This window comes from Sodalis sp. RH21 (genome assembly GCF_047324175.1).
In the GTDB taxonomy this organism is placed as follows: Bacteria; Pseudomonadota; Gammaproteobacteria; order Enterobacterales; family Enterobacteriaceae; genus Acerihabitans.
The window spans coordinates 4,132,521-4,156,603 of sequence record NZ_CP178732.1 but is presented as its reverse complement, the minus strand read 5'-3'; the positions used below and the strand labels follow the sequence as shown (position 1 = coordinate 4,156,603).

23 protein-coding genes are annotated in these 24,083 nt (G+C 58.4%); 13 read left to right on the top strand and 10 right to left on the bottom strand.

All coding sequences use genetic code 11. The annotated features are described in order from the left end of the window. Positions 1-2: 2 nt before the first annotated feature. The 3 genes from galE to modE form a co-directional block, all read right to left on the bottom strand. Positions 3-1,031, bottom strand: a complete 1,029-nt coding sequence (gene galE, locus ACL2XP_RS19130) for a UDP-glucose 4-epimerase GalE (RefSeq protein WP_413734651.1) — start codon at positions 1,029-1,031, stop codon at positions 3-5. A 269-nt stretch (positions 1,032-1,300) separates the two neighbouring features. Next, positions 1,301-2,791 carry a molybdate ABC transporter ATP-binding protein ModF gene (gene modF, locus ACL2XP_RS19125; protein ID WP_413734650.1) on the bottom strand — a complete coding sequence of 497 codons (1,491 nt, stop codon included), beginning with the start codon at positions 2,789-2,791 and terminating at the stop codon, positions 1,301-1,303. 75 nt (positions 2,792-2,866) lie between these two features. Continuing rightward, on the bottom strand, positions 2,867-3,658 hold the full coding sequence (modE, locus tag ACL2XP_RS19120; protein ID WP_413734649.1) for a molybdenum-dependent transcriptional regulator: 792 nt from the start codon (positions 3,656-3,658) through the stop codon (positions 2,867-2,869). 234 nt (positions 3,659-3,892) lie between these two features. Here modE and ACL2XP_RS19115 point away from each other — a divergent pair, with 234 nt between their 5' ends. From ACL2XP_RS19115 to modC, 7 genes are all read left to right on the top strand, one after another. Continuing rightward, positions 3,893-4,072, top strand: coding sequence for an AcrZ family multidrug efflux pump-associated protein (locus ACL2XP_RS19115; RefSeq protein WP_413734648.1), 180 nt, complete (start codon positions 3,893-3,895; stop codon positions 4,070-4,072). 540 nt (positions 4,073-4,612) lie between these two features. After that, positions 4,613-5,116 carry a hypothetical protein gene (locus ACL2XP_RS19110; protein WP_413734647.1) on the top strand — a complete coding sequence of 168 codons (504 nt, stop codon included), beginning with the start codon at positions 4,613-4,615 and terminating at the stop codon, positions 5,114-5,116. Positions 5,117-5,401: 285 nt separating this feature from the next. Continuing rightward, positions 5,402-5,776 carry a hypothetical protein gene (locus tag ACL2XP_RS19105; RefSeq protein ID WP_413734646.1) on the top strand — a complete coding sequence of 125 codons (375 nt, stop codon included), beginning with the start codon at positions 5,402-5,404 and terminating at the stop codon, positions 5,774-5,776. A gap of 124 nt (positions 5,777-5,900) precedes the next feature. Next, positions 5,901-7,025 carry a D-alanine--D-alanine ligase gene (gene ddlA / locus ACL2XP_RS19100; protein ID WP_413734645.1) on the top strand — a complete coding sequence of 375 codons (1,125 nt, stop codon included), beginning with the start codon at positions 5,901-5,903 and terminating at the stop codon, positions 7,023-7,025. A 213-nt stretch (positions 7,026-7,238) separates the two neighbouring features. Next, complete coding sequence (modA, locus tag ACL2XP_RS19095) at positions 7,239-8,018, top strand: molybdate ABC transporter substrate-binding protein (protein ID WP_413734643.1); 780 nt, start codon at positions 7,239-7,241, stop codon at positions 8,016-8,018. Beyond that, a complete protein-coding gene (modB, locus tag ACL2XP_RS19090; RefSeq protein ID WP_413734641.1) occupies positions 8,018-8,707 on the top strand; it encodes a molybdate ABC transporter permease subunit in 690 nt (229 codons plus the stop codon). The genes modA and modB overlap by 1 nt, the downstream gene beginning before the upstream one ends. Beyond that, positions 8,707-9,765, top strand: a complete 1,059-nt coding sequence (modC, locus tag ACL2XP_RS19085; RefSeq protein ID WP_413734640.1) for a molybdenum ABC transporter ATP-binding protein ModC — start codon at positions 8,707-8,709, stop codon at positions 9,763-9,765. The genes modB and modC overlap by 1 nt, the downstream gene beginning before the upstream one ends. 31 nt (positions 9,766-9,796) lie before the next feature. Here the strand turns inward: modC and ACL2XP_RS19080 are convergent, their stop codons facing one another. Then, positions 9,797-10,618 carry a pyridoxal phosphatase gene (locus ACL2XP_RS19080; protein WP_413734639.1) on the bottom strand — a complete coding sequence of 274 codons (822 nt, stop codon included), beginning with the start codon at positions 10,616-10,618 and terminating at the stop codon, positions 9,797-9,799. 174 nt (positions 10,619-10,792) lie between these two features. On the opposite strand from ACL2XP_RS19080, the gene pgl reads away from it, so the two are divergent. Next, positions 10,793-11,785: a 6-phosphogluconolactonase gene (pgl, locus tag ACL2XP_RS19075; RefSeq protein ID WP_413734638.1), complete on the top strand. Its 993-nt coding sequence runs from the start codon at positions 10,793-10,795 to the stop codon at positions 11,783-11,785. Between the two features lie 52 nt (positions 11,786-11,837). On the opposite strand, the gene ACL2XP_RS19070 is transcribed toward pgl, so the two are convergent. From ACL2XP_RS19070 to bioA, 4 genes are all read right to left on the bottom strand, one after another. Further along, positions 11,838-12,320: a kinase inhibitor gene (locus ACL2XP_RS19070; protein WP_413734637.1), complete on the bottom strand. Its 483-nt coding sequence runs from the start codon at positions 12,318-12,320 to the stop codon at positions 11,838-11,840. Between the two features lie 27 nt (positions 12,321-12,347). Beyond that, positions 12,348-13,028 (bottom strand): type 1 glutamine amidotransferase domain-containing protein, encoded by a 681-nt coding sequence (locus ACL2XP_RS19065; protein WP_413734636.1) that lies wholly within the window; start codon positions 13,026-13,028, stop codon positions 12,348-12,350. Between the two features lie 36 nt (positions 13,029-13,064). Then, positions 13,065-14,108, bottom strand: a complete 1,044-nt coding sequence (locus tag ACL2XP_RS19060) for an NADP-dependent oxidoreductase (protein WP_413734635.1) — start codon at positions 14,106-14,108, stop codon at positions 13,065-13,067. Positions 14,109-14,194: 86 nt separating this feature from the next. Beyond that, positions 14,195-15,484 (bottom strand): adenosylmethionine--8-amino-7-oxononanoate transaminase, encoded by a 1,290-nt coding sequence (gene bioA, locus ACL2XP_RS19055; protein ID WP_413734634.1) that lies wholly within the window; start codon positions 15,482-15,484, stop codon positions 14,195-14,197. A 103-nt stretch (positions 15,485-15,587) separates the two neighbouring features. On the opposite strand from bioA, the gene bioB reads away from it, so the two are divergent. Genes bioB through bioD form a run of 4 tightly spaced genes read left to right on the top strand, consistent with a single transcriptional unit; the run spans position 15,588 to position 19,296 of the window. Beyond that, positions 15,588-16,625 carry a biotin synthase BioB gene (gene bioB / locus ACL2XP_RS19050; RefSeq protein ID WP_413734633.1) on the top strand — a complete coding sequence of 346 codons (1,038 nt, stop codon included), beginning with the start codon at positions 15,588-15,590 and terminating at the stop codon, positions 16,623-16,625. Continuing rightward, complete coding sequence (gene bioF / locus ACL2XP_RS19045; protein WP_413734631.1) at positions 16,625-17,791, top strand: 8-amino-7-oxononanoate synthase; 1,167 nt, start codon at positions 16,625-16,627, stop codon at positions 17,789-17,791. Before bioB ends, bioF begins: the two co-directional genes overlap by 1 nt. Beyond that, on the top strand, positions 17,772-18,530 hold the full coding sequence (gene bioC, locus ACL2XP_RS19040) for a malonyl-ACP O-methyltransferase BioC (RefSeq protein ID WP_413734629.1): 759 nt from the start codon (positions 17,772-17,774) through the stop codon (positions 18,528-18,530). The genes bioF and bioC overlap by 20 nt, the downstream gene beginning before the upstream one ends. Before the next feature lie 34 nt (positions 18,531-18,564). Further along, a complete protein-coding gene (gene bioD / locus ACL2XP_RS19035; RefSeq protein WP_413739226.1) occupies positions 18,565-19,296 on the top strand; it encodes a dethiobiotin synthase in 732 nt (243 codons plus the stop codon). 126 nt (positions 19,297-19,422) lie between these two features. Here the strand turns inward: bioD and ACL2XP_RS19030 are convergent, their stop codons facing one another. Further along, positions 19,423-20,133 (bottom strand): ATP-binding cassette domain-containing protein, encoded by a 711-nt coding sequence (locus ACL2XP_RS19030; RefSeq protein ID WP_413734628.1) that lies wholly within the window; start codon positions 20,131-20,133, stop codon positions 19,423-19,425. Between the two features lie 993 nt (positions 20,134-21,126). Between ACL2XP_RS19030 and uvrB the strand changes: the two genes are divergently transcribed. Continuing rightward, positions 21,127-23,136 carry an excinuclease ABC subunit UvrB gene (gene uvrB / locus ACL2XP_RS19025; RefSeq protein ID WP_413734626.1) on the top strand — a complete coding sequence of 670 codons (2,010 nt, stop codon included), beginning with the start codon at positions 21,127-21,129 and terminating at the stop codon, positions 23,134-23,136. 29 nt (positions 23,137-23,165) lie between these two features. Here uvrB and ACL2XP_RS19020 read toward each other — a convergent pair whose 3' ends face one another. After that, positions 23,166-24,077 (bottom strand): gluconeogenesis factor YvcK family protein, encoded by a 912-nt coding sequence (locus ACL2XP_RS19020; protein WP_413734624.1) that lies wholly within the window; start codon positions 24,075-24,077, stop codon positions 23,166-23,168. Between the last annotated feature and the right edge of the window lie 6 nt (positions 24,078-24,083).

Sequence of the window (24,083 nt, the reverse complement as noted above, 5' to 3'; positions counted from 1 at the left end):
CCTTAATCCGGATAACCGTTCGGGTGCCGGGACTGCCAGCGCCAGGTGTCGTTGGCCATATCTTCCAGGGAACGACTTACGCGCCAATGCAAATCGCGGGCGGCTTTTTCCGGCGCGGCCCAATAGGCGGCCAAATCGCCATCGCGGCGCGGGGCAAAATGGTAAGGAACCGGTTTACCACAAGCCCGGCTAAAGGCTTCAACGACCTCCAGCACGCTATGGCCGACGCCGGCCCCCAGATTATAAATATGGGTACCGGCTTTATTGCGCAGCGCCTTGAGCGCCGCGACATGGCCGTCGGCCAAATCCATTACATGAATATAGTCCCGTACGCCGGTGCCGTCAGGTGTGGGAAAATCATTACCGAAGATCGCCAGGGAAGGCCTGCGGCCCACCGCCACCTGGGCAATAAACGGCATCAGGTTATTAGGGACGCCCTGCGGGTCTTCCCCCATATCGCCGGAGGGGTGGGCGCCCACCGGATTAAAATAGCGCAATAGCGTAATGCTCCAGTCCGGCTCGGCATGCTGTAGATCTTGTAAGATCTGCTCGACCATCAGCTTGCTGCGCCCATAGGGGCTGGAAGGTTGGCCGGTAGGCAAGCTTTCATCATAGGGGATCACGGGCTGATCGCCGTAAACCGTGGCGGAGGAACTGAATATCAGGTTCTTCACCCGCGCGTCGCGCATGGCTTCTATCAGGGTCAGGGTGCCGTAAACATTATTATCATAATATTCAACCGGGTTACGCACTGATTCACCCACCGCTTTAAGACCGGCGAAGTGGATTACGGCATCAATGGTATGCTCGGCGAATAGCTTGGCCAATAAGCTTTTATCGCGGATATCTCCTTGATGGAATACCGGCCGGTTATGCTCTCCGGCGTTGCCCAGACGGGCGATGGTCTCCACCACGCTGGCTTTACTATTACTGAGGTTATCCAAAATAATCGTGCTGTAACCGGCAGCGCAAAGTTGCACGCAGGTATGACTGCCGATGTAACCGCTACCACCCGTGATCAATATGGACATATAGGTCTCCTATGTCATTCCTTGGCATTAAATTATCATGATTTAAGGTTAAAAAAAGTGATCCTATCGATAAAAATGAAATCGATTACACTTGATTTTAGCGTATTTCCGCCGCGCTGTGCCAGGCTAAGCGCGGGCAAACCGGCAAAATAGGAGGGGAATGGATCGGGAGAGTATGGGCACGCTTTATGGTAACGCTCTCATTACCGGCGAGCCAGCCCCGGCCGGTCGGGGCCTGCCGCTATATTATCCGTTGACCAGGGCGAGATTTAGCCGGCGGCAGTGGTGGCCTGCGCCAAATTATCGATTTGGTAACGATAAACCTTGCCCTGTGGAACAAAGGTCAGCCGATGGGTAATACATTCCGGCGCATCCTCGGCGTGGTGGGAGACAAACAACAACTGCGTATCCCCTTGGCCAATCAGTACGTCAATCCAGCGCCGCACCAATTGCCGGTTAAGAGGGTCCAGGCCCTGCAGCGGCTCATCAAGGATCAACAGCGCCGGATGCTTGACCAGGGCGCGGGCAATCAGCGTCAGGCGCTGCTGGCCCCAGGATAAGCTGTGGAATGGCGCCTCCGCCGCCTCCGCCAGCCCTAACAGTTGCAACCATTGCCGGGTGAGCAGCTGCTGGCGCTCCGATACCGCCTGATAGATGCCGATGGAATCAAAAAAACCGGATAAAATAACGCTGCGCGCGCTGGCGCTGACCCGATAATCCAGGTGCAGGCTGCTGCTGACGTACCCGATATGGCGTTTAATATCCCAGATGGTTTCGCCGCTGCCGCGGCGGCGGCCAAACAGGGTGAGATCGTTGCTGTAGCCCTGGGGATGATCGCCGGTGACCAGGCTGAGCAAGGTTGATTTGCCCGCGCCGTTAGGGCCGACGATTTGCCAATGCTGGCCCGGCAGTACCTCCCAGTCGAGCCGGTGCAAAATGGGGCGATCCTGGTAGGACACCTCGCCGCTGCGCAGGGTAATCAGCGGCTGCCCGGCCGGCAGCGCATCTTTTTGCCCCGGCACCTCGGTATCGGGCAGGCTGACGCCGTCCAGGGACTCCGCCAGCGCCAGCTGGGCCACCAGGGCTTCGGCCAGCAGGGCGGCCCGCTCGCCGGTACGGGTCAGCGTGCAGTCCACCAATATGCCGACGTTATCAATATATTCGGGAATATCGTCAAACCGGTTGAGTACCAGCACCAGGGCCATGGACTGGCCCGCCAATCCGCGCAGCATGGCGGCAAGCTGTGCGCGGGAAGCCACGTCCAGCCCGTCAAAAGGTTCATCGAGGATCAATAAATCGGGCCTGGCCATCAGCGCCTGGCACAGCAGGGTTTTACGGGTCTCGCCGGTGGACAGGTATTTGAACCTGCGCTCCAGCAGGTGCGTGATGCCGAACTGCTCCGCCAGCCTTTGGCAAAACGCCGGGTCATCATGATCTTGCTGGATAATCTCGCCGGTGGTGCGCCCGGTATCGTCCTCGCCCGCGCTCAGCAAATCGGTATTGTTGCGTTGCCACTCTTGCGCCACCAGTTTTTGCAGCTGTTCGAGAGAAAGGCGGGCCACGCGCTGGAAATCGCTTTGGCGCCGGCCGTCCAGCAGCGCCAGCTCGTCGGACAGCGCCATGGCCAGCGCCGACTTGCCGCTTCCGTTCGAACCGACGAAAGCCCAGCATTCGCCGCCGTGCAGTTCCAACGCTTCAATGCTGAGCCTGCGGGTATCGCTTAAGCGAAACGAACCTTGCGAAATTTGCAATGACGACATCAATTATTCCTTTCTATGCAACGGATACGTCAGCATCATTATTTTACCGGCGTATGTCAATGCGCAAAACCGTCTTCAGCATAGCGTGGCGATGATCACCTGGTCGGCGTTAAAATATGCTGTGGCCGCGGCCCCGACCGATAAATTTAGTTCGGCTGCCGCGGCTTTGGTCAGGGTGGCGCACAGTTCTTCCCCGCCCGTGAGTTTGAGCAGCACCTCGACGTTTTCTTCACCCGTCTGCAGATGGCTCACCGTGCCGGGCAGGACATTATCAGCCGGCGCCGCGGCGCCGTGCCCGGCGCGGATCGACACCCAGGGCGCTTTTATCAGCGCCAGCACTTCCTTGCCCGGGGATAACAGCAAGCGATCGGCGCTTTGCTGCGTCAGCGCCACCGCCAAACGCGTACGGCCGTCCGCCAGCAGGATATCCACATGCTGCTGCACCTGCTGATGGCTGCGCGTCAGGACGGTGCCGAAAAATTGATTGCGGGCGCTGGTTTGCAGCGAAAAGCGCGAAATCGCCGCCAGCAGGCTGTCCAGCGGCAAGCCGTCGTCCTGCAATACGTCAAAGGCTTTTTGCTGGATTTGCCCCAGCAAATCGTAAAGCTGCAACAGCCGTTCGGCATAGTGGGTCAGCGTGGCGCCGCCGCCTCCTTTGCCGCCGGTGGCGCGTTCCACCAGGGTCTGCTCCGCCAGTTCGTTCATGGCGCTGATGGCGTCCCAGGCGCTTTTATAACTGATGCCGGCTAATTTCGCCCCCTGGCTGATGGAGCCGGTGTGTTTGATTTGTTTGAGCAAGGCGATGCGCCTGGGATCGGCAAAAAGGCGTTGCTGGAGTTTCATGGTTAAGAGGATTTCGGCCTGCATGCCGGTCTGCCTTATGTAGAGGTCCAGTTGAAGACTGTGGTTAGTACATTATTCGTGGCGCTGGCTTACCGCAAATTGTCACCGATCTTGGCGCCATGGGCAAATGGCCAGGCACCATGAGTGCGCTTTCTGCGAGGTATAACATAAAAAGCTTAAGTGGCAGTGCGATAAACTGGTATAAAGAGGAATAAGAATAGCAAAATCCATACAGCTGCGGCATTACACGAGGTGAAGATGTTAGAATTACTGGAAAGTCTGGTTATGGTCGTGCTGATGGTGCCCATCGTGATGGCGGTCATCCTGGGGCTGATTTACGGCTTGGGCGAGTTGTTTAACGTAATTTCGAAAATCGGCAAGCCTAAACAGCGACGCGATCGGGAACATGACGACAAACCCGGCCTGGACGCGCGTTAAACGCTAAAGCTGTTTGGGATCTCTTCTCTATCCCGGTTTACACCCGGCGGTACGCCACCTCGCCGGGCGTAAACCAACTATTATGCCACCCGGGGCCCGCCGCCATGCCGCCTGACCAACCGCCGACCGTTTGACGGCGGTAACGCTATTTTCCTTCTTAATCCATGAGCGCGCCCCCTGTTCGCCAAATTTTGTTTGCTAAATTTTGTTTGCTAAATAGAGCAGGGTAATCACCTACGACATCACGTTATCGCCCTGTGAAAGGGTGGCGGCGATAAACCCGGGGGCGGCCCATCGTATTATCCTGCTGGATCGCGGGCGCAATGTTTTATTATATGAAGGCCTAATAAGTTTTTGGCGGGTAAGCACCCGTTTCGTTTAACCATTATTGATGCGTGGCGTGTGGAGAATGATAGTATCTTATTAAAATAAGTGGTTAATGATAAAAATGTATCATTTGAATATATTAATTAGAAATTAACAATTCGCAATAATAGGTGTTATTGAGTTATTTAATATTATTTATCATTGAGGATCACCATGAACGCCAGTCAAAATATCGGTTCCCGGCTTTTTTATGCGAGCGTGACCGCCCCGGAGCAATCGTTGGCGCGAGGCACCCAGCCCGTGGCGAAAGAAATCAGGATCTACCACGGCAGCCGATCGTTTCGCGGGGCCACCATCTGGGTGCATCAGGATGTGTTGCAGGGCAGTGCGGGCGGCCGCGATATCGTTTGTTTTTCCGCGGAAAATAAAAATGATGCAAATAAAATTAAAAGTCTGTTAACCGGGATGATGGGCCTGGCCGCCGGTATCGCCCGTTCCCCGGACGGCCAGCGATATATGGTGCAAAATAGCGGTGAGATTTTTAGTATCCACACCGATGATCGCAATAATATTATCTCCAGCGCCATTGAGCACTCCTCATGGGGCGTGCCGTACATGCCCCTGAATCTGGCAAATCATAGGTTAATGGAGGACCGCAAACGCTCCGCCGAAGCGCACTTATGCGCTTATTTGGCCCGGCAACCCGCTGTCTCGTGATGACAGGGGGGGGGCAACCGTATTGTAGGCATCATGTACAACGGGTGGGGGAAAAGGAGCGCGCTTATACAAATTTTTGCATATATTCCATTGAGGAATTGTTGAATATTACGCCCTGGCAAACCAGCGCGAAAAATTATAAAATCGCCAAAATAATTTTTAACGGTTATGCCAAGGGCAACGTATCCTGAACCGTGCCCAACCAATAAATTATTATCAGTTATTCATTATCATTAAATTAATTACCTCTTTATTTATTCGAGGCCAGCCTCGGGGATACATGCCATGAGTCAACGGACATTGGTCGGCGCCTTACCCTCTTTTAATCAGATAAAAGAGATGCTGCTCGCTCAATTAAATCATGCGCACGCTGATGAAGCCGCGCCGACCTTTAATGTTAGCCACCAGGTCAATTACGATAAGGTATATGATGAACGCATTGCGGGTTTATTCACCAGCTATGCCGAATTATACGCCACCCTGCGGGATAACGATGCCGATGCCGTAAAAAACGCGCTAACCCGGGCCAAGATACGCACCCTGGCCGTGACCAGCTTTTTTACCGCCCTGGAAGATGACGTCATCGCCCTGCTGTCCCGGTATGACTCAACCTCACCCGGGGCGGCAGCGCGCCTTTGTTCCCATGACCAGCCGGCTTGATCGCGGCGGGGGGCGCTATTATGCAAAACTTTAAACGCCGCTTTAATCATGGGCTTTACTTGCACTCCTTCGACTAATACTCTGTTGACGTTAGAATGACGTATCAGCGACCAAAGAGGATGTGATGGAACAACCGGTAAACGGCAAAAAACGGCTGGCGGTACTGTTTGGTGGACAATCCACCGAACATGAAGTCTCGTTGCGGTCATCAATTAACGTTATCAATGCAGTCGATCGGCAGAAATACGATCTGACCCTGATTGGCGTTGACAAGCAGGGCCGCTGGACCCTGTGCAATGAGGCCGACTACCTGATCAACCCCGACGATCCGGCGCGGATCAAGCTTGCGCCCTGCGCAAATTATCTTGCTGTCGTTCCAGGTCAGGCTGTTGCCGGGCAGAATTCCGCGCAGCTTATCGATATCGCAAGCGGCAAAACGCTCCCGCACGTGGATGTGGCTTTTTCCGTGCTGCACGGCGCGGCGGGGGAGGACGGCTCGGTGCAGGGATTGTTGCGGGTATTGGGCATTCCTTATGCCAGTCCCGACGTGCTTGGCTCGTCCGTCTGTATGGACAAGGACATGACCAAGCGGGTGCTGCGCGATGCCGGACTGCCGGTCACCCCATCGGTTACGCTGCATCGGGCGGACGTTGCCGGAGCGGATTATGATGCCATCGTGGCCGAACTGGGCCTGCCGCTGTTTATCAAACCCGCCAGCCAGGGATCGTCAGTGGGGGTCAGCAAGGTAATGGATGAGGCCGGTTTCCGGCAGGCGCTGGCGCTGGCTTTCGCCTTCGACCACAAAGTGCTGATTGAAACCAGCATTGAAGGGCGTGAAATAGAGACGGCGGTATTGGGCAACGACGATCCTTCCGTCAGCGTTTGCGGCGAGATACTGGCCAATGACGAATTTTACGCTTACGACACCAAATACCTGAATGACGGACAGGCGGGGCTGGTGATACCCGCGCAGCTGGACGCGTCGTTAAGCGACGAGATCCGCCTGATTGCCAAGGCCGCCTTCCGCGTGCTCGGTTGCGCGGTTATGGCGCGGGTGGATTTTTTCCTGACCAGGCAAGGCGAACCCATCATTAATGAAGTCAATACCATCCCCGGCTTCACGTCCATCAGCATGTATCCCAAATTATGGGAAGCCAGCGGCCTGAGCTATCCGCAACTGGTGGATAAACTGATTACCCTGGCCCTCGATCGCGCCCGCGACGCGGCGGATATCAAGACCGACCGCTAATTGCGCGCCTCCCCGCGGCGTTTCGTCATAACGGGCGCCGCGGTTCCTTCCGCTTTTCCCTTTTCTGATGTCTCCAACCTCCCTCCTGCGGCCGTATTGTCTCGCGCCCCAAAGGTTTGCACCAGAAACTATTAGTTACACCCTACAATAACTAATGACAAAGATGATCGCGCGTTATATTATTTTTTGCATAACGATCATCACAGGTGAACTATGAAAACGCAAACTTTCAAATGGATAGCAGGGGCGGTTTTGACCGCCGGATTAAGCTTTCAGGCGTTGGCGGCACCGGCGGCGGATAAAGTGACGGTGTTTGCCGCCGCCTCGCTGACCAATGCGTTACAGGATATTGCCAAAAATTATCAGCAGGATCATAAAGTCGAGATTGTCTCTTCTTTCGCCTCATCATCCACCCTGGCGCGGCAAATTGAGCAGGGCGCCCCGGCCAATATGTTTATCTCCGCCGACCAGCAATGGATGGATTACGTACAGAATAAACAGCAAATCATCAACGATACCCGCTATACCTTGCTGGGTAACGAGCTGGTGCTGGTGGCGCCCAAAGACAGCGCCCAGCAAACATTCAAAATTGATAAACAGACCAACTGGACGGCATTGCTCAATGGCCACAAACTGGCGGTAGGCGACCCGGATCACGTGCCGGCGGGAATCTACGCTAAAGAAGCGCTGCAAAACCTGGGCGCCTGGGATACGGTGTCGCCGGTTATGGCCAGGGCGAGCGATGTGCGCGGCGCGCTGGCGCTGGTTGAGCGTCAAGAAGCACCGCTGGGCATCGTTTACGGTTCCGATGCCATTGCCAGCAAAGGAGTGAAAGTCGTGGCGACCTTCCCGGAAGACAGCCATAAACCCGTGGAATATCCCATGGCGCTGATCAAAGACAACGCCACACCGGCGACCAAAGCCTTTTACGACTATTTGAAAACCCCGGCCGCATCCAAGGTATTTAAGCAGTATGGCTTCACCCCAAGATAATGCTGCTTAGCGAGTACGAATGGCAGGCGGTCGCCCTCAGCCTGAAAGTCTCGATGCTGGCGGTCGCCTGCAGTTTACCTTTCGGTATCCTGATGGCGTGGATATTGGTACGCTGCCGTTTCCCCGGTAAATCGCTGCTGGACGGTATTGTGCATCTGCCGTTGGTGCTGCCGCCGGTGGTCATCGGCTATTTATTACTGATTGCCATGGGCCGGCGCGGATTTATCGGTTCCTGGCTATACGAACTCACCGGTTTCAGCTTTAGTTTCAGTTGGCGCGGCGCGGCGCTGGCTTCGGCGGTGGTCGCCTTTCCGTTAATGGTGCGGGCCATCCGCATGTCCCTTGAGGCCATCGACCTGCGGCTGGAACAGGCGGCGCGTACCTTGGGCGCCGGCCCGTGGCGGGTATTTTTTACCATTACGCTGCCGCTGTCCTTTCCCGGCATCGTCGTGGGCACCGTGCTGGCATTTGCGCGTTCGTTGGGGGAGTTCGGTGCCACCATCACCTTTGTTTCCAATATTCCCGGCGAAACCCGCACTATTCCCCTGGCCATGTATACGCTGATTGAAACCCCCGGCGCCGAGTCGGCGGCGGCGCGTTTGTGCGTGCTGGCCATCATATTGTCGCTGGCGTCGCTGTTGATCGCCGATTGGCTGGCTAACTGGGGCCGCAAGAGGTTGGGGGGCTGATGCTACAAATCGATATCAGCCAGCGGCTGGGGGACCTGGCGCTGGAAGTGGCCGCCGATGTGCCCGCCAACGGCATCACCGCGATTTTCGGCGTTTCGGGCGCGGGGAAAACGTCGCTGATTAATGCCATTGTCGGGCTGACCCGACCGCAGCGAGGCCATATTATCCTCAACGGACGCACGCTGTTCGACACCGCGCGGCGCATTTGCCTGCCGCCGGAAAAGCGGCGGGTGGGGTATGTTTTTCAGGACGGCCGCCTGTTTCCCCATTACCGCGTGCGCGGCAATTTGTTTTACGGCATGGCGCCCTCCATGCGGCCGCAATTCGATACGATTATTTCCCTGCTGGGGATCGGGCATTTGCTGGGCCGTTTTCCGATGACGCTGTCCGGGGGCGAAAAGCAGCGCGTGGCCATCGGGCGCGCCTTGCTGAGCGCGCCGGAAATCCTGTTGATGGACGAGCCGCTGGCTTCGCTGGATTTGCTGCGCAAGCGCGAGCTGCTGCCATATCTGGAGCGGCTGGCTAAAGAAGTGGAGATTCCCATTTTATATGTCAGCCACAGTATGGAAGAGATATTGCAGCTGGCCGAGCGGGTATTGATCCTGGATAACGGCAAGATGATCGCGTTTGGCCAATTGGAAGAAGTGTGGGCCAGCAGCGCGCTGCGGCCATGGCTGCCGCGCGAAGAGCAAAGCAGCGTACTGGGGGTCGTGGTCGGCGAACAGCATCCGGATTACGCCATGACCGCCTTGCTGCTCGGCGGGCAGCGCCTGTGGGTCAGCCGGGTGTCATTGCCCGCGGGTACGCCGCTGCGCATCCGCGTCGCCGCGACCGATATTTCGCTGGTGCTATCGCCGCCCGAGCGCAGCAGTATCCGCAATATTTTGCCCGCCACCGTACGCGAATGCCTGGCGGTGGGGGATCAAATAGAAGTACGGCTGGATATCGACGGTCATGTTTTATGGGCGCGGGTCAGCCCCTGGGCCCGTGATGAACTGGGGCTGGCGGCGGGTTTAGCGCTGTTCGCGCAAATCAAAAGCGTATCGATCAACGCCTGAATCCCGTCTCGCCGGGGAACCCGCCGCTGGCTTATCCCAGCACCCGCTGATAAATAAAGTCGGCGATGGCCGGGGTTTCGTTATCGCCGATCGTGACGTCGGCCCGGGCTTTGATGGCGTCATCGCTGTTACCCATCGCCACGCCCAGCCCCGCGGCTTCCAGCATGCTCAGGTCGTTAAAATTATCGCCAAACGCAATCACCTGATCCATGGACATCCCTTCCGACTCGACCCACTGCTGTAGCAGCTTGCCTTTGCTGTTGCCGGCCTGGGCGATATCCACCTGATCGTGCCAGGACCATTCACAGGCCAGGCCCATTTCCCGCTCCACCGTTTCGGCGAAGGCGCGCAGCTTTACCGTGTCGGGATAAGATGTGGCGAATTTCCAGATGGAATCGGCCCGCTCCGCCGCGCCGGCCAGGCTGTCCACCTGCACCAGATTCGGACGCTGCGCCTCGGGCAGGGTCTGCGCCCAGGCCAGCGAACGGATTACGTGATCGCTGGGCTGTTCATAGATCATGGCGTCATCCACATAAATCAGGCCATGGATATCAAACTCTTTCAGCAATGCCAGCACGCGTTTGGCCTGCTGTTTCTCCAGCGGGTTGGCGGTGATCACTTTTTTAGCCTGGTAGTTATAGAGATAAGTGCCGTTGCAGCAAATGGCGGGCGTATCGATATTCAACGCCTGGTAAAACGGATGGATCGCCACGTGATGGCGGCCGGTGACCACCATCACTTTCAGGCCTGCCGCCCGGGCATCATTTAGCGCCGTCAGCGATTGCGGCAGAATTTTCTTTTGTCGATCCAGCAGGGTACCGTCCAGATCCAGGGCTATTACGCGATAGGTCATAGTTATCTCATTTTGCGGATTAAAAAAGTCATAACAGATGGTACACCGTAAGCGGGATGGCGAAAACCGCGAAAAATGTCGTGGATAACAAACAACAACAGTGAGATGCTAACCCAATGCTCTATTTTTTACCTATTATGAATGCCAAAGGCGCTAATGCAATAAGGAGTCTCAATGAAGCAGATCGTCTATGTTGCCAGTCCCGAAAGTCAGCAGCTACATGTCTGGCAAATGGATAATGAGGGTCTGTTGACCCTGCTGCAGGTGGTGGAAACTCCTGGGCAGGGGCAGCCTATAGCTATCAGTCCGGCTAAAACCCATTTGTATCTGGGGGTGCGCCCGGACTTCGGCGTCGTCAGCTACCGAATCGATGAACAGGGCCGGTTGGCCGAGGCGGGCATGGCGCCGCTGCCCGGCAGCCCGACTCATTTGTCCACCGATCGCCAGGGCCGTTTTCTTTTTTGCGCCTCTTATAGTAAAAGCTGCGTCAGCGTCAGTCCGATAGACGAACAAGGCATTGCCGGCGCGCCGATCCAGGTATTGGAGGAATTGATCAATTGTCATTCCGCCAATGTTGACCCCACCAATCAGGTGTTGTGGGTGCCTTGTTTGAAAGAGGATCGCATCCGGCTCTACGATTTGGCGAGCGACGGCCATTTGCAGCCATGCCGGCCCGAAGCGGTGGATACGGTTACCGGCGCCGGCCCGCGCCATATGGTATTCCATCCCCATCATTCTTATGCCTATTGCCTTAATGAGCTGAATAGCACGGTTAATGTTTATGCGGTGGATGCCGGTGGCGCGCCGCGCATTATCCAGACATTGGATATGATGCCGCAGGGCTTTAGCGATACCCGCTGGGCGGCGGATATTCATATCACGCCGGATGGACGCTATTTGTATAGCTGCGATCGCACCGCCAGCGTGATTACCCGTTTTTCGGTGTCGGAAGACGGCAGCGTTCTCAGCGTGCTGGGGTATCAGCCGACCGAGACCCAGCCGCGCGGGTTTAATATTGATGCCCAGGGGCGTTTTTTGGTGGCCGCGGGGCAAAAATCCCAGCATGTGGAGGTTTATCGCATCGAGGAAGAAACGGGGGATTTGCGTCCGCTGGCCCGCTACCCGGTAGGACAGGGGCCGATGTGGGTGGCGATACTGGAGCTTTGACCGGCATGGCCTGCCTTAACCCGGCTCGCCGTGAGCACAGCGAGCGCGGGTATCAGTTATAAGTGACGGTGAGCGTGGCTTTGCCCAGGGAGTGGAAGTGGACGTTAAATCCCACTACCGCGCCGCTGGCGTTTTCGTCCACGTCGATGGATGCCACATCGAGGGCGTGCACCGTAAATTGATAGCGGTGAGTATCGCCCTGGGGCGGGGCGGCGCCGCCGTAGCCCGCTTTGCCGAAGTCGGTGCGGGTTTGCACCGCACCGGCGGGCAGGCCGCCCAGCCCGGAGCCGGCGCCTTGGGGCAGGGAGCGGGTGTCCGCGGGGAGGTTGGCGACCAGCCAGTGCCACCAGCCGGAGCCGGTGGGGGCGTCGGGATCGTAAACCGTGATAACAAAGCTTTTGGTGCCCGCAGGCGCGTCATCCCAGGCCAGGTGGGGAGAGATGTTGTCCCCATGGTAGCCCATGCCGTTAAATACGTGCCGTTCGGGCATTTTTTCGCCGTCTTGCAGATCGTTGCTATGTAAAGAAAAAGCCATCAGCGCCTCCTAAGCAATAATTAAGTATCAGCAATTGAGCAATTTTAAGACATTTTGCGCGGTGACCGCCGAGGAACCCGGGTTCTGGCCGGTGATCAGGTGGCCATCGATGATCGATAGCGATTGCCAATCATCGACCTTTTCATAGTTACCCCCCAGGCGTTTTAATTCATCTTCCACCAAAAAAGGCACGACGGCTGTGAGCTGTACGGCTTCTTCTTCGCTATTGCTAAAGCCGGTAACCCGTTTCCCCGCCACCAGCGGCGTGCCGTCGGGTTTCTTGGCGTGGCGCAGCACGCCAGGGGCATGGCAGACCGCGCCCACCGGCTTGCCGGCGGCGAAGGTTTGTTCTATCAGGGCGATGGAACGGGGGTCTTCCGCCAGATCCCAGAGCGGGCCATGGCCGCCGGGATAAAATACCGCATCGAAATCATCGGCTTTCAGCGTCTCAAGCTTAACGGTATTGGCCAGGGCCTGTTGGGCCGCGCGGTCGGTGCGAAAGCGTTCGGTATCCTGGGTTTGCGCGTCGGCATCGTCGCTTTTGGGGTCCAGCGGCGGTTGCCCGCCCTTGGGGGATGCCAGCGTGATCTCCAGGCCCGCATCATGAAAAATATAATAAGGCGCCACCAGCTCTTCGAGCCAAAAGCCCGTTGGTTTGCCGGTATCGCCTAATTTATCGTGCGAGGTTAACACCATTGCAATTTTCATCGATTAACTCCGTAGTCGAGACGAATTGTGGTTGATTCAGAGAGTATCGTTGCCGACCCGTATTACCAGCTTGCCGAAGTTTTTACCTTCCAGCAGGCCGATAAAAGCCTGCGGCGCCTGCTCCAGCCCATCAACGATATCTTCGCGCATTTGTACTTTGCCTGCGTTAACCCAAGGCCCCATCGCCTGAACGAATTCATCGAAGCGGTGCGCATAATCCAGGCTGATAATATAGCCCTGCATGCGGATACGTTTACGCAGCAGCAGGCTTTGCAACAGGGGCAAACGATCTTTGCCCTCGGGCAAATCCTGCATATTGTAATTGGCAATCAGGCCGCACAGCGGGATTCGGGCGGAGGTATTGAGCAGGGGGAGCACCGCGTCGAATACCGCGCCGCCCACATTTTCAAAATAAATATCGATGCCGTCGGGACAGGCCTGGGCCAGCCGTTCGGCGAAATCGGGGGCGCGGCGATCGATGCAGACATCAAAGCCCAGGGTTTCCACCGCGTAGCGGCATTTGTCCTTGCCGCCGGCGACGCCCACGGTGCGGCAGCCTTTCAGTTTGGCTACCTGGCCCACCACCGAACCGACCGCGCCGCTGGCGGCCGCGACCACCAGCGTCTCTCCGGCTTTTGGCTGGCCGATATCCATTAACCCCATGTAGGCGGTGAAGCCGGGCATGCCCAGGATGCCCAGGGCCCATGAAGGATGCGCCAGGGCGTCGTCCCGCAGTTTGGTAATATCCTTGCCGTCGGCCACGGCGTAGTCTTGCCAACCGCCGTAGTTAAGCACCCAGTCCCCGGGCTGGTAATCGGGGTGGCGGCTGGCCACTACGCGCGATACCGTGCCGGCGCCCATCACCGCATCGAGTTCCACCGGCGCGGAATAGGATTCCGCATCGTTCATCCTGCCGCGCATATAGGGGTCGAGGGAGAGGTAGACGGTACGTAACAGGACCTGCCGATCGCCCGGCTCGGGCAGGTCGGTGGTTTCTAAACGAAAATTGTCCGGCACCGGCGCGCCGGTGGGGCGGGAAGCGAGCACAATGCGGCGGTTGGTCAGGTTATTTTGGTTCATCTGTTTTTCCTATGCTCCTGTTGTCATAACAAGCCACGTATTGATCTCAACTGTTGATCATAGCCCATGGCAGGCAACATGACCGGTCAGGGAACAAAGTGCCCGGGATTATCCAGCGATGCGGCCAGGGTAGCCATCAGCAAGGTCAATTGTGATGATTGAATAATATAAGGCGGCATTAAATAAATTAAGCGGCCAAATGGGCGAATCCATACGCCGCGGTCGACAAAAAAGCGCTGCAGCGCCGCCATATTCACCGGCAGGCGGGTTTCGATTACGCCGATGGCCCCTAATACCCGGACATCGGCCACCTGCGGATGATCCCGCAGCGGCAGCAGTCCCCGGCGTAATTGGCGTTCAAGCGCCGCGACCTGTCCCCGCCAATCCCCCGGTTCCAGCAGCGTCAGGCTGGCGTTGGCGGCGGCGCAGGCCAGGGGATTGGCCATAAAGGTCGGACCGTGCATAAAACAACCGGCTTCGCCGTTGCTGATGGTGTCGGCTACGTCGCGGGTGGTCAGGGTGGCCGATAAGGTCATGTAACCGCCGGTCAAAGCTTTGCCCAGGCACATGATATCCGGGGAAATCTCCGCGTGTTCGCAGGCGAACAGTTTGCCGGTGCGGCCAAAGCCGGTGGCGATTTCATCGGCGATGAGCAGGAGATGATAGCGATCGCACAGTTCGCGTACCCGCCGCAGATAGGTGGAATGATAAAACCGCATGCCGCCGGCGCCCTGCACGATGGGCTCCAGTATGACCGCCGCCAGCCGGTGGCCGTCGGATGCCAGCCGGGCGGCCAGTTCGTCTATATCCTCTTCGCGCCATTCTTCGTCAAAACGGCAGCCGGGCGCCGCGACGAATTCATGTTCCGGCAGATAGCCCTGGTATAGCCGGTGCATGGAGTTTTGCGGGTCGCACACCGACATCGCCCCGAAAGTATCGCCGTGATATCCGTGGCGCAGCGTCAGCAACTTTCGGCGGTTTTCCCCGCGCGCCTGCCAGTATTGCAGGGCCATTTTTATCGCCACTTCCACCGCCACCGACCCGGAATCCGCCAGGAACACGCACTCCAGCGGCGCGGGGGTCATGGCGACCAGCCGCCGACACAGCGCAACGGCCGGCGGGTGGGTTACGCCGCCAAACATCACGTGGGACATGGCCTGCAACTGGTCGCTCACCGCCTGGTTAATTGCCGGATGGTTGTAGCCGTGAATGGCGGCCCACCAGGAGGACATACCGTCCACCAGACGGCGGCCGTCGTCCAGATGCAGTTCGCAGCCCGCGGCGGCCACCACCGGGTAGCAGGGCAAGGGCCGGGTCATGGAGGTATAGGGATGCCAGATATGGCGCTGGTCGAAGGCAAGATCCTCAGGGGTCATGGCGTAGATGTAAACCTTAGTTAACAATATTTGGTTGACAGTATAACGGCTTGAATTACACTGGCGAAACTATTTTAAACCCCATATGCGAGAGGGTCATCTCATGCAAGTTAATCCGCGCTGGACGCTGCAACAGGCACAGGCCCTGTTTGCCAAACCCTTTATGGATTTGCTGTTCGAAGCGCAGTCCGTGCACCGCCGGCATTTCGATCCCAATCAAATCCAGGTCAGCACGCTGCTGTCCATAAAAACCGGCGCCTGTCCCGAAGATTGCAAATATTGCCCGCAAAGCGCCCGCTATAATACCGGTTTGGCCACCGAGCAATTACTTCAAGTGGAGCAGGTGCTGACCTCGGCGCAGCAGGCCAAGGCGGCGGGCTCGACCCGCTTTTGCATGGGCGCGGCCTGGAAAAATCCCCGCGATCGCGATATGCCGTACCTGGAGCAGATGGTGCAGGGAGTGAAAGCCATGGGCATGGAAACCTGCATGACCCTGGGCATGCTCAGCGCCTCGCAGGCAGAGCGGCTGGCGGCGGCCGGGCTGGATTTTTACAACCATAATCTGGATACCTCGCCGGAATTTTACGGTTCGATCATTACCACCCGCACCTACCAGGACCGCCTGGATACGCTGGATAAAGTGCGGGGGGCGGGCATCAAGGTCTGTTCGGGCGGGATTGTCGGCCTGGGTGAAACCATCGCCGATCGCGCCGGCCTGCTGGTGCAGCTGGCTAACCTGCCGGAGCCGCCCGAGAGCGTGCCGATTAATATGCTGGTTAAAGTCAAAGGCACCCCGCTGGCGGAAAATGACGATGTGGATGCATTTGATTTTATCCGCACCATCGCCGTGGCGCGCATTATGATGCCCCGTTCCCACGTCCGCTTGTCGGCGGGGCGCGAGCAGATGAGCGAACAGACCCAGGCCATGTGTTTTCTGGCGGGCGCCAATTCCATTTTTTACGGCTGCAAGCTGTTGACCACCCCCAATCCCAACGAAGATAAAGATCTGGCGCTGTTCCGCAAACTCGGCCTCAATGCGCAGGCGCACCGGACCGACGCCGGGGACCAGGTTCGCGAGCAGCAGTTGGCCGGACAGTTGCTGGCGGCCGATACCCCGCAATTTTATAATGCGGCGCGCTGATGGGCTGGACGGAAACAATCGACCGCGGCCTGCAATCCCGGCGGCAGGCGGATGCCTACCGGCAACGGCGGGCCATTATCGATGGCAACCACCGTCTCCTGGAATATCAGGGACGGCGGTATGTGAATTTCTCCAGTAACGATTATCTGGGCTTGGCCCGCGATCCGCGGCTGATCGCCGCCTGGCGGCGGGGGGCGGCGCGCTATGGGGTCGGCAGCGGCGGGTCCGGGCATGTCACCGGCTACGGCGCGGAGCATGAGGCGCTGGAGCGCCGGCTGGCCGGCTGGCTGGGCTACGACCGGGCGCTATTGTTTACCTCCGGTTATGCCGCTAATCAGGGGGTTATCGGCGCGCTGACCGGGACGGGGGATCGCATTTTGGCGGATCGGCTCAGCCACGCCTCGTTGCTGGAGGCTGCCGTCCAGTCGCCGGCTCACCTGCGCCGGTTTGCCCATAACGACGCCGCCGCGCTGGCCCGGCTGGCCCGGCTGGCCCGGCCGGACGCGGCGGGCAACCTGCTGGCGGTGACCGAAGGCGTGTTCAGCATGGATGGGGACAGCGCGCCGCTGCCGGCCATCGGGCGCGTGATAAGCGACGCCGGCGGATGGCTGCTGGTGGACGATGCCCACGGTTTCGGCGTTGTCGGCGAGCAGGGCCGGGGCAGCGCCTGGGCGCAGGGCATCCATCCGGAACTGCTGGTGGTGACGTTTGGCAAGGCGGCCGGCGTCGGCGGCGCGGCGGTGCTTTGCGCGGCGCCGGTGGCTGAATACCTGGTGCAGTTCGCCCGCCATCTGATCTACAGCACCGCCTTGCCGCCGGCCCAGGTCGCCGCCATCGACGCGGCCTTGAGCGCCATTATCCAGGGCGATGGGCTGCGTGCGCGGCTTGGGGATAATATCGCCCGCTTTCGCGCCGGCGCCGCCGATCTCGGTTACCCGCTTGGCCAGTCGGCCACCGCCATCCAGCCGCTGCTGGTGGGGGACAATGCCCTGGCGCTGCGGCTGACCGAGCGCCTGCGCGAGCGGGGCTGCTGGCTGACGGCCATCCGCCCGCCCACGGTACCGCCGGGAAGCGCGCGGTTGCGTATCACCCTGACCGCCGCGCATCAACGCGCCGATATCGATCGTTTGCTGGAGGCGCTGGATAATGCTCGCCGAACCGCATAAACAGGGGATCGCCCGCAGCTTTGGCCGCGCGGCCCCGGACTACGACCGGCACGCCGGGCTACAGCGCGCCAGCGGCGATCGCTTAATGGCGCTGGCGGGGCCGCGGCAGGGCATCTGCGTGCTGGATGCGGGCTGCGGCACCGGCTGGTTCGGCCGGCGCTGGCAGGCGGCCGGCAACCGCGTCGTGGCGTTGGATCTCTCGCCGGCCATGCTGGCCGAGGCGCGCCGGCAAGGTTCGGCGTCCGCCTATCTGGCGGGGGATATCGAACATTTGCCGCTGGCGGATGAATCGGTGGATCTCTGCTTTTCCAATCTGGCGGTGCAGTGGTGCGACGATTTGCCCCGCGCCCTGGCGGAGCTTTACCGCGTCACCCGCCCCGGCGGCCTGATTGCCCTCTCTACGCTCGCCGACGGTTCGCTGACGGAGTTGCGGCATGCCTGGTCAATGGTGGACCAGGGGGTGCATTTAAACCGCTTCCTGACGCCGCAGGCGATTGGTTCGGCCTTTGCCCCGTATCGTCACCGCCTGGCGGCCGAGCGCCATACCTTGCATTATCCGCATTTATCGGCCTTGCTCCATGGGCTTAAAGGCGTCGGCGCCGGCTATCTGCGTGACGGGCGCGCCCCGGGACTGACCGGCCGGCAATGTTTGCAGCGCCTGGACGCGGCGTGGCGGCGGCAGGCGGCGGGGCTGCCGCTCAGTTATCAATTGATCTATGGCCTGATCTATCGTGATTAGCGCCATCCAGAGCTAATGTGAAACTATCATTATGATGCATAAACGTTTTTTTATTACCGGCACCGATACCGATATCGGCAAGACCCTGGCAACCTGCGCGTTATTGCAGGCGGCGAACCGCGCGGGACTGAGCGCCGTCGGTTATAAGCCGGTCGCCGCCGGCTGCGAGTTGACCGACGAGGGGCCGCGCAATGACGACGCGCTGGCTTTACGCGCCAATAGCAGCGTTAGGGTAACTTACCGGCAGGTCAATCCGCTGGCGTTTTGCGAGCCGACCTCGCCGCATCTCGCCAGCCGTGACGAAGGCCGTCCCATCGACCCGCAGGTGCTGTCGCGCGGCCTGCGCGAGCTGGAGACGCTGGCGCAGTGGGTGTTGGTTGAAGGGGCCGGGGGATGGTTTACGCCGCTTGGCGACAGCCTGACCTTCGATCGGTGGGTGGCCGCCGAGCGCCTGCCGGTGATTCTGGTGGTCGGCATGAAGCTGGGCTGCATTAACCATGCTTTGTTAACCGCGCTGGCGATCCGCCAGGCCGGCTTGCCTTTTGCGGGCTGGATCGCCAACGATTTATCCCCCGCGCCGCACCGGCGCGCGGATTATCTCGCCACGCTGCGCCAGCGCCTGGACGCGCCCTTGCTGGGGGAAATTCCCTGGCTCAAGGAGCCGGCGGGGGCGGACCTGGCGCAGTACATCAACCTTGCGCCCCTGGTTAACCGCCCATCAGCGGGAAACAGTCGGGAACCTGGTGGACAAGCGGAAGAAAATTAATAGGCAAGAAAACAGCAAGAAAGGGAAATACGGGGCGTTAAAGCAAACTGAACGCCCTGGATGGGGAAGAAAAGCGCGTAATGGGATGAATCGGCCATAATCCAGTAGTATTCCCGTCGGTGGTTTTTATACCGCCAGATAGGTTTGGATAAGGCTTTCATCCAATTGATCCAGCGTGCCCTGAGCGACATTGCATCCGCCTTCCAGCAAACAAAACCGATCGCCGACGGCGGGAGTAAAGGGTAATTGCTGTTCCACCACCAATAGCGTAAGACCGAACTCCCGCTGCAGACGATGGATATTATGGCCGATCTCCGCCACCACGGAGGGCTGGAAACCGCCGGTGGGTTCATCGAGAATCAATAATTCCGGTTCCAGCACCAGCGCCCGGGCGATGGCCAATTGCTGCTGCCCGCTTTCCGTTAAATCCCCGGCGCGCTGATGGCGCATGCTATGCAATACCGGGAACAAGTCATAGACCATGGCCGGTACCTGTCTTGATTTATTGCGGCCCGCCAGCAGGGCCACCCGCAGGTTTTCGTCCACGCTGAGCTGCGAGAACACCTGCCGGCCTTGCGGAACGTAGCCGATGCCCAGCGCGGCGCGCTGCTCCACCGGATGCTGGAGTAAATTCAGCTCCGCCTCGCCGTGCAGCTGCCAGGTCATGGTGCCGCTGCTGATGGGCAAATGGCCCATAATGCAGTTGATTAAGGTGGTTTTGCCTACGCCGTTACGTCCCAATACGTAAGTGCAGTGGCCGTGGGGCAACTCCATGCTCACGTCCCGCAAAATATGCTTTGGTCCATAAAACTGGTTCACCGCATGCAAACGTAACATAAGATTCCTTCCTCCCTCTTGATGCATCATTTCAATATAATGATTGGCGAAGCGACAAGGGGGCGGACGGCTAAACCGCGTTACGCCGGAATAATGTCCCCCATGCTTTTTTCGTGCCCTGAGCCTACCTTCCAGCAACTATCTAGCAACAATCAGGCCAATATTGGCCGCCGGCCGCCGAGTTGATCGGATGAACTGCCGCCCCCCGCCGGCTGCAGCATAATGCCTTGTGCGCAGGGGTTATTTTCCAAACAAACGGCGGATATTTGCACAGATGCGGTGCCGTCGGAAAACTTGGTGGTGCAACGGCGCAAATGGCCGGTTAATCGGCACTAAAGCGGTGCGACGGCTGCGTTTTTCAGGTCAAAGGGGCGCCGATTCCAGCGCAAAATGGTTAGTCGTTTTAAGCATAAAAAAAAGCCGGCATACGATGAAAAATAGCTAAAAAACTACCGTTTTGTCATCTGCGCGTCACGATTGTCAGCTTTGCGGAACTCAAGCGGTAAGCGGCGCGGTAACACTTATCCACTATTCCTGTGGATAACCGTGTGCATTAGGTTTAGAAAAGCGTGTCTAAACCATGGCGGGCGCGGCTTGCTGAAGATTTGCCTGTATTCTCCACGTTTTTTTTAATTGTTATAAATACAATCGGTTAATTAAAATCAAGCGAATTTGTATGGCCAAGGTCAGCACTGTGTCAATTTGCGTCAATCATTTGCCTGACATTAATTTTTTAATGATTTGTAATAAAATCGGTTGCCGCATGATCCCGCCGGATCGTTTTTACCCCCCCAAGTGGTGATACCGCACTTGCGCCCATGGCCGGATAGGGTATTATATTACTGGTTTTGTATCCAGTGCCGCGCGACTGGCGAAATAACCGCTCAGTCCCCATACTTGGTAGCAAATGAGTATACAAATGCGTTGTTCCTAATTCGGTAAACCATCCCGTCCGCCATCTTCTCCATACGTTGCCCAGAGGTAGCCCAGTAAATGAGTAAAGCCTTTAACCTGCAATCGAGCTTCAAACCGTCCGGGGATCAACCGGAGGCTATTCGTCATCTTGAAGAGGGATTACTGGATGGCCTGGCCCATCAAACGCTGCTGGGCGTAACCGGGTCGGGTAAAACCTTTACCGTGGCCAACGTTATTGCCGATCTTAACCGGCCCACCATGATCCTGGCGCCGAACAAGACGCTGGCGGCCCAGCTGTATGGCGAGATGAAAGCCTTTTTCCCGGACAACGCGGTGGAATATTTTGTCTCCTATTATGACTATTATCAGCCTGAAGCGTATGTGCCCAGCTCGGACACCTTTATCGAAAAGGACGCCTCGGTAAACGAGCACATCGAGCAGATGCGCCTGTCCGCCACCAAGGCCATGCTTGAACGGCGCGATGTGATCGTGGTGGCTTCGGTCTCCGCCATCTATGGCCTGGGCGACCCCGATGCTTACCTGAAGATGATGCTGCATCTGACGCGCGGCATGATCATCGATCAACGCGCGATTTTACGCCGGCTGTCCGAACTGCAATACACCCGCAACGATCAGGCGTTCCAGCGCGGCACTTTCCGGGTGCGCGGCGAAGTCATTGACATTTTTCCGGCGGAGTCCGATGAAATCGCCCTGCGCGTGGAGCTGTTCGACGAGGAGGTGGAGCGGCTGTCGCTGTTTGATCCGCTCACCGGTCAAGTGGATCAGGTGGTGCCGCGTTACACCATCTATCCAAAAACCCACTACGTCACGCCGCGCGAACGCCTGATACAGGCGATGGAAGATATCAAAGTCGAGCTGGCGGACCGCCGCAGGAATTTGCTGGAAAACAGCAAGCTCGTGGAAGAGCAGCGCCTGTCGCAGCGCACCCAGTTCGATCTGGAGATGATGAACGAGCTGGGCTATTGCTCGGGTATCGAAAACTATTCACGCTACCTGTCGGGACGCGGCCCGGGCGAGCCGCCGCCGACCCTGTTCGACTATTTGCCCGCCGACGGCCTGCTGATTGTCGACGAATCCCATGTCACCATTCCGCAAATCGGCGGCATGTATCGCGGCGACCGCGCGCGCAAGGAAACGCTGGTGGAATATGGTTTCCGCCTGCCTTCCGCGCTGGATAACCGGCCGATGAAGTTCGAGGAGTTCGCCGCCGTGGCGCCGCAGACCATTTATGTCTCGGCCACCCCGGGCAAATATGAGCTGGAAATGTGCGGCGGGGAAGTGGTCGATCAATTGGTCCGGCCGACCGGCTTGCTCGATCCGCTGATTGAGGTGCGCCCGGTTACCACCCAGGTGGACGATCTGCTGTCGGAAATCCGCAAGCGGGTATTAATCAACGAACGGGTATTGGTCACCACCCTGACCAAACGCATGGCGGAAGATTTAACCGAATATCTTGAGGAGCACGGCGAGCGGGTGCGCTATCTGCATTCCGATATCGAAACCGTGGAGCGCGTAGAGATTATCCGCGATTTGCGCCTGGGGGAATTTGACGTGCTGGTGGGCATTAACCTGCTGCGCGAAGGTCTGGATATGCCGGAAGTGTCGCTGGTGGCTATCCTCGATGCCGATAAAGAGGGTTTCCTGCGATCCGAACGCTCGCTGATCCAGACCATCGGCCGCGCGGCGCGCAACCTGAACGGCAAGGCCATCCTGTACGGCGACAAGATCACGCCGTCCATGGCCCGCGCTATCGACGAGACCGAACGGCGGCGCGTCAAGCAGCATGCCTACAACCTCGAACACGGCATCATTCCGCAGGCGCTGAATAAATCGGTGGCGGATATCATGGAACTGGGGCAGTCGCCGGCCCATGCCAAACAGAAAAAACGCAAAGCGATGGAAGCCGCGGCCCACTATGGCAACCTGACGCCCAAAGCGCTGGATAAAAAAATCAGCGAGCTCGAAGCGAAAATGCAGGCGCACGCGCAAAATCTGGAATTTGAGCAAGCGGCCAGCGTGCGTGACGAAATCCACGCGCTGCGCGAGCATTTTATCGCCGTCTCCTGAGACGATGGGGCCGCTGGCCTGACCCAGCGCTAACCCAGAGATTGCAGCGCGCGATCGAGCGCGGCCCGCAGCAGCAAACGATCGTGATGGTGGGGCACATCGGCGGCGGCCAGCGGCTGTTGAATGATAATCCTGTCCGTTATGCCGTCGGCGCGGATCGCCGGCCCGATAACCAGCGCGTCGATCATTTTTTGCCGCCCGATGGCCTGTTCCATCATGGCCAGTTTTTGCCCCAGGCCGAGGTTGGCCGCCGCCTGGCTCAGCTCCCGGCCGAGGTTGTCGATATAGACGATGGGCGCCTGGGTGCGGCGCAGGGCCTGGGCCAAATCCCGCAGCAGCAGCAGCGGCATCAGGCTGGTGAGAAAACTGCCGGGGCCTATCAGGATAAGATCCGCCGCGGCGATGGCCTGCAGGGCTTCGCGCGTGGCGGGTACCTCTGGGCTGAGTTGCAGACTTGCCGGGATCGCGGTCAGCTCATCCACCGCCACTTCGCCGTAAATGGTTTCGCCGCCGGTCGTGACCGCCTGCAAGTCCACCGGCTGTTCGGACATCGGGATCAGCAGGGCGTCCACTTTCAGCATGTTGCGGATCAGGTTGATCGCTTCCAGCGGCCGCACGCTGAGATTATCCAGGGCCTTGAGCATCAGGTTGCCTAAATTATGGCCGGCCAGTTCGCCCTGTCCGCCAAAGCGGTATTCGAACATGGCCGCCGCGATGCTGGGCTCCGAAATCAGCTGGTTGAGGCAATTGCGGGTATCTCCCCAGGCGATGCCGCCCTCCGACTGGCGTATCCGGCCGGTGGAGCCCCCGTTATCGGTGGTGGTGACAATGCCGGTCAGGCGTGAACCCAGCGAGGAGAGCGCGGACATTACCCGTCCCAGACCGTGTCCGCCTCCCAGCGCTACTACCCGATCCAAATCGGCCAATGTACGATTGCGCATAATTCT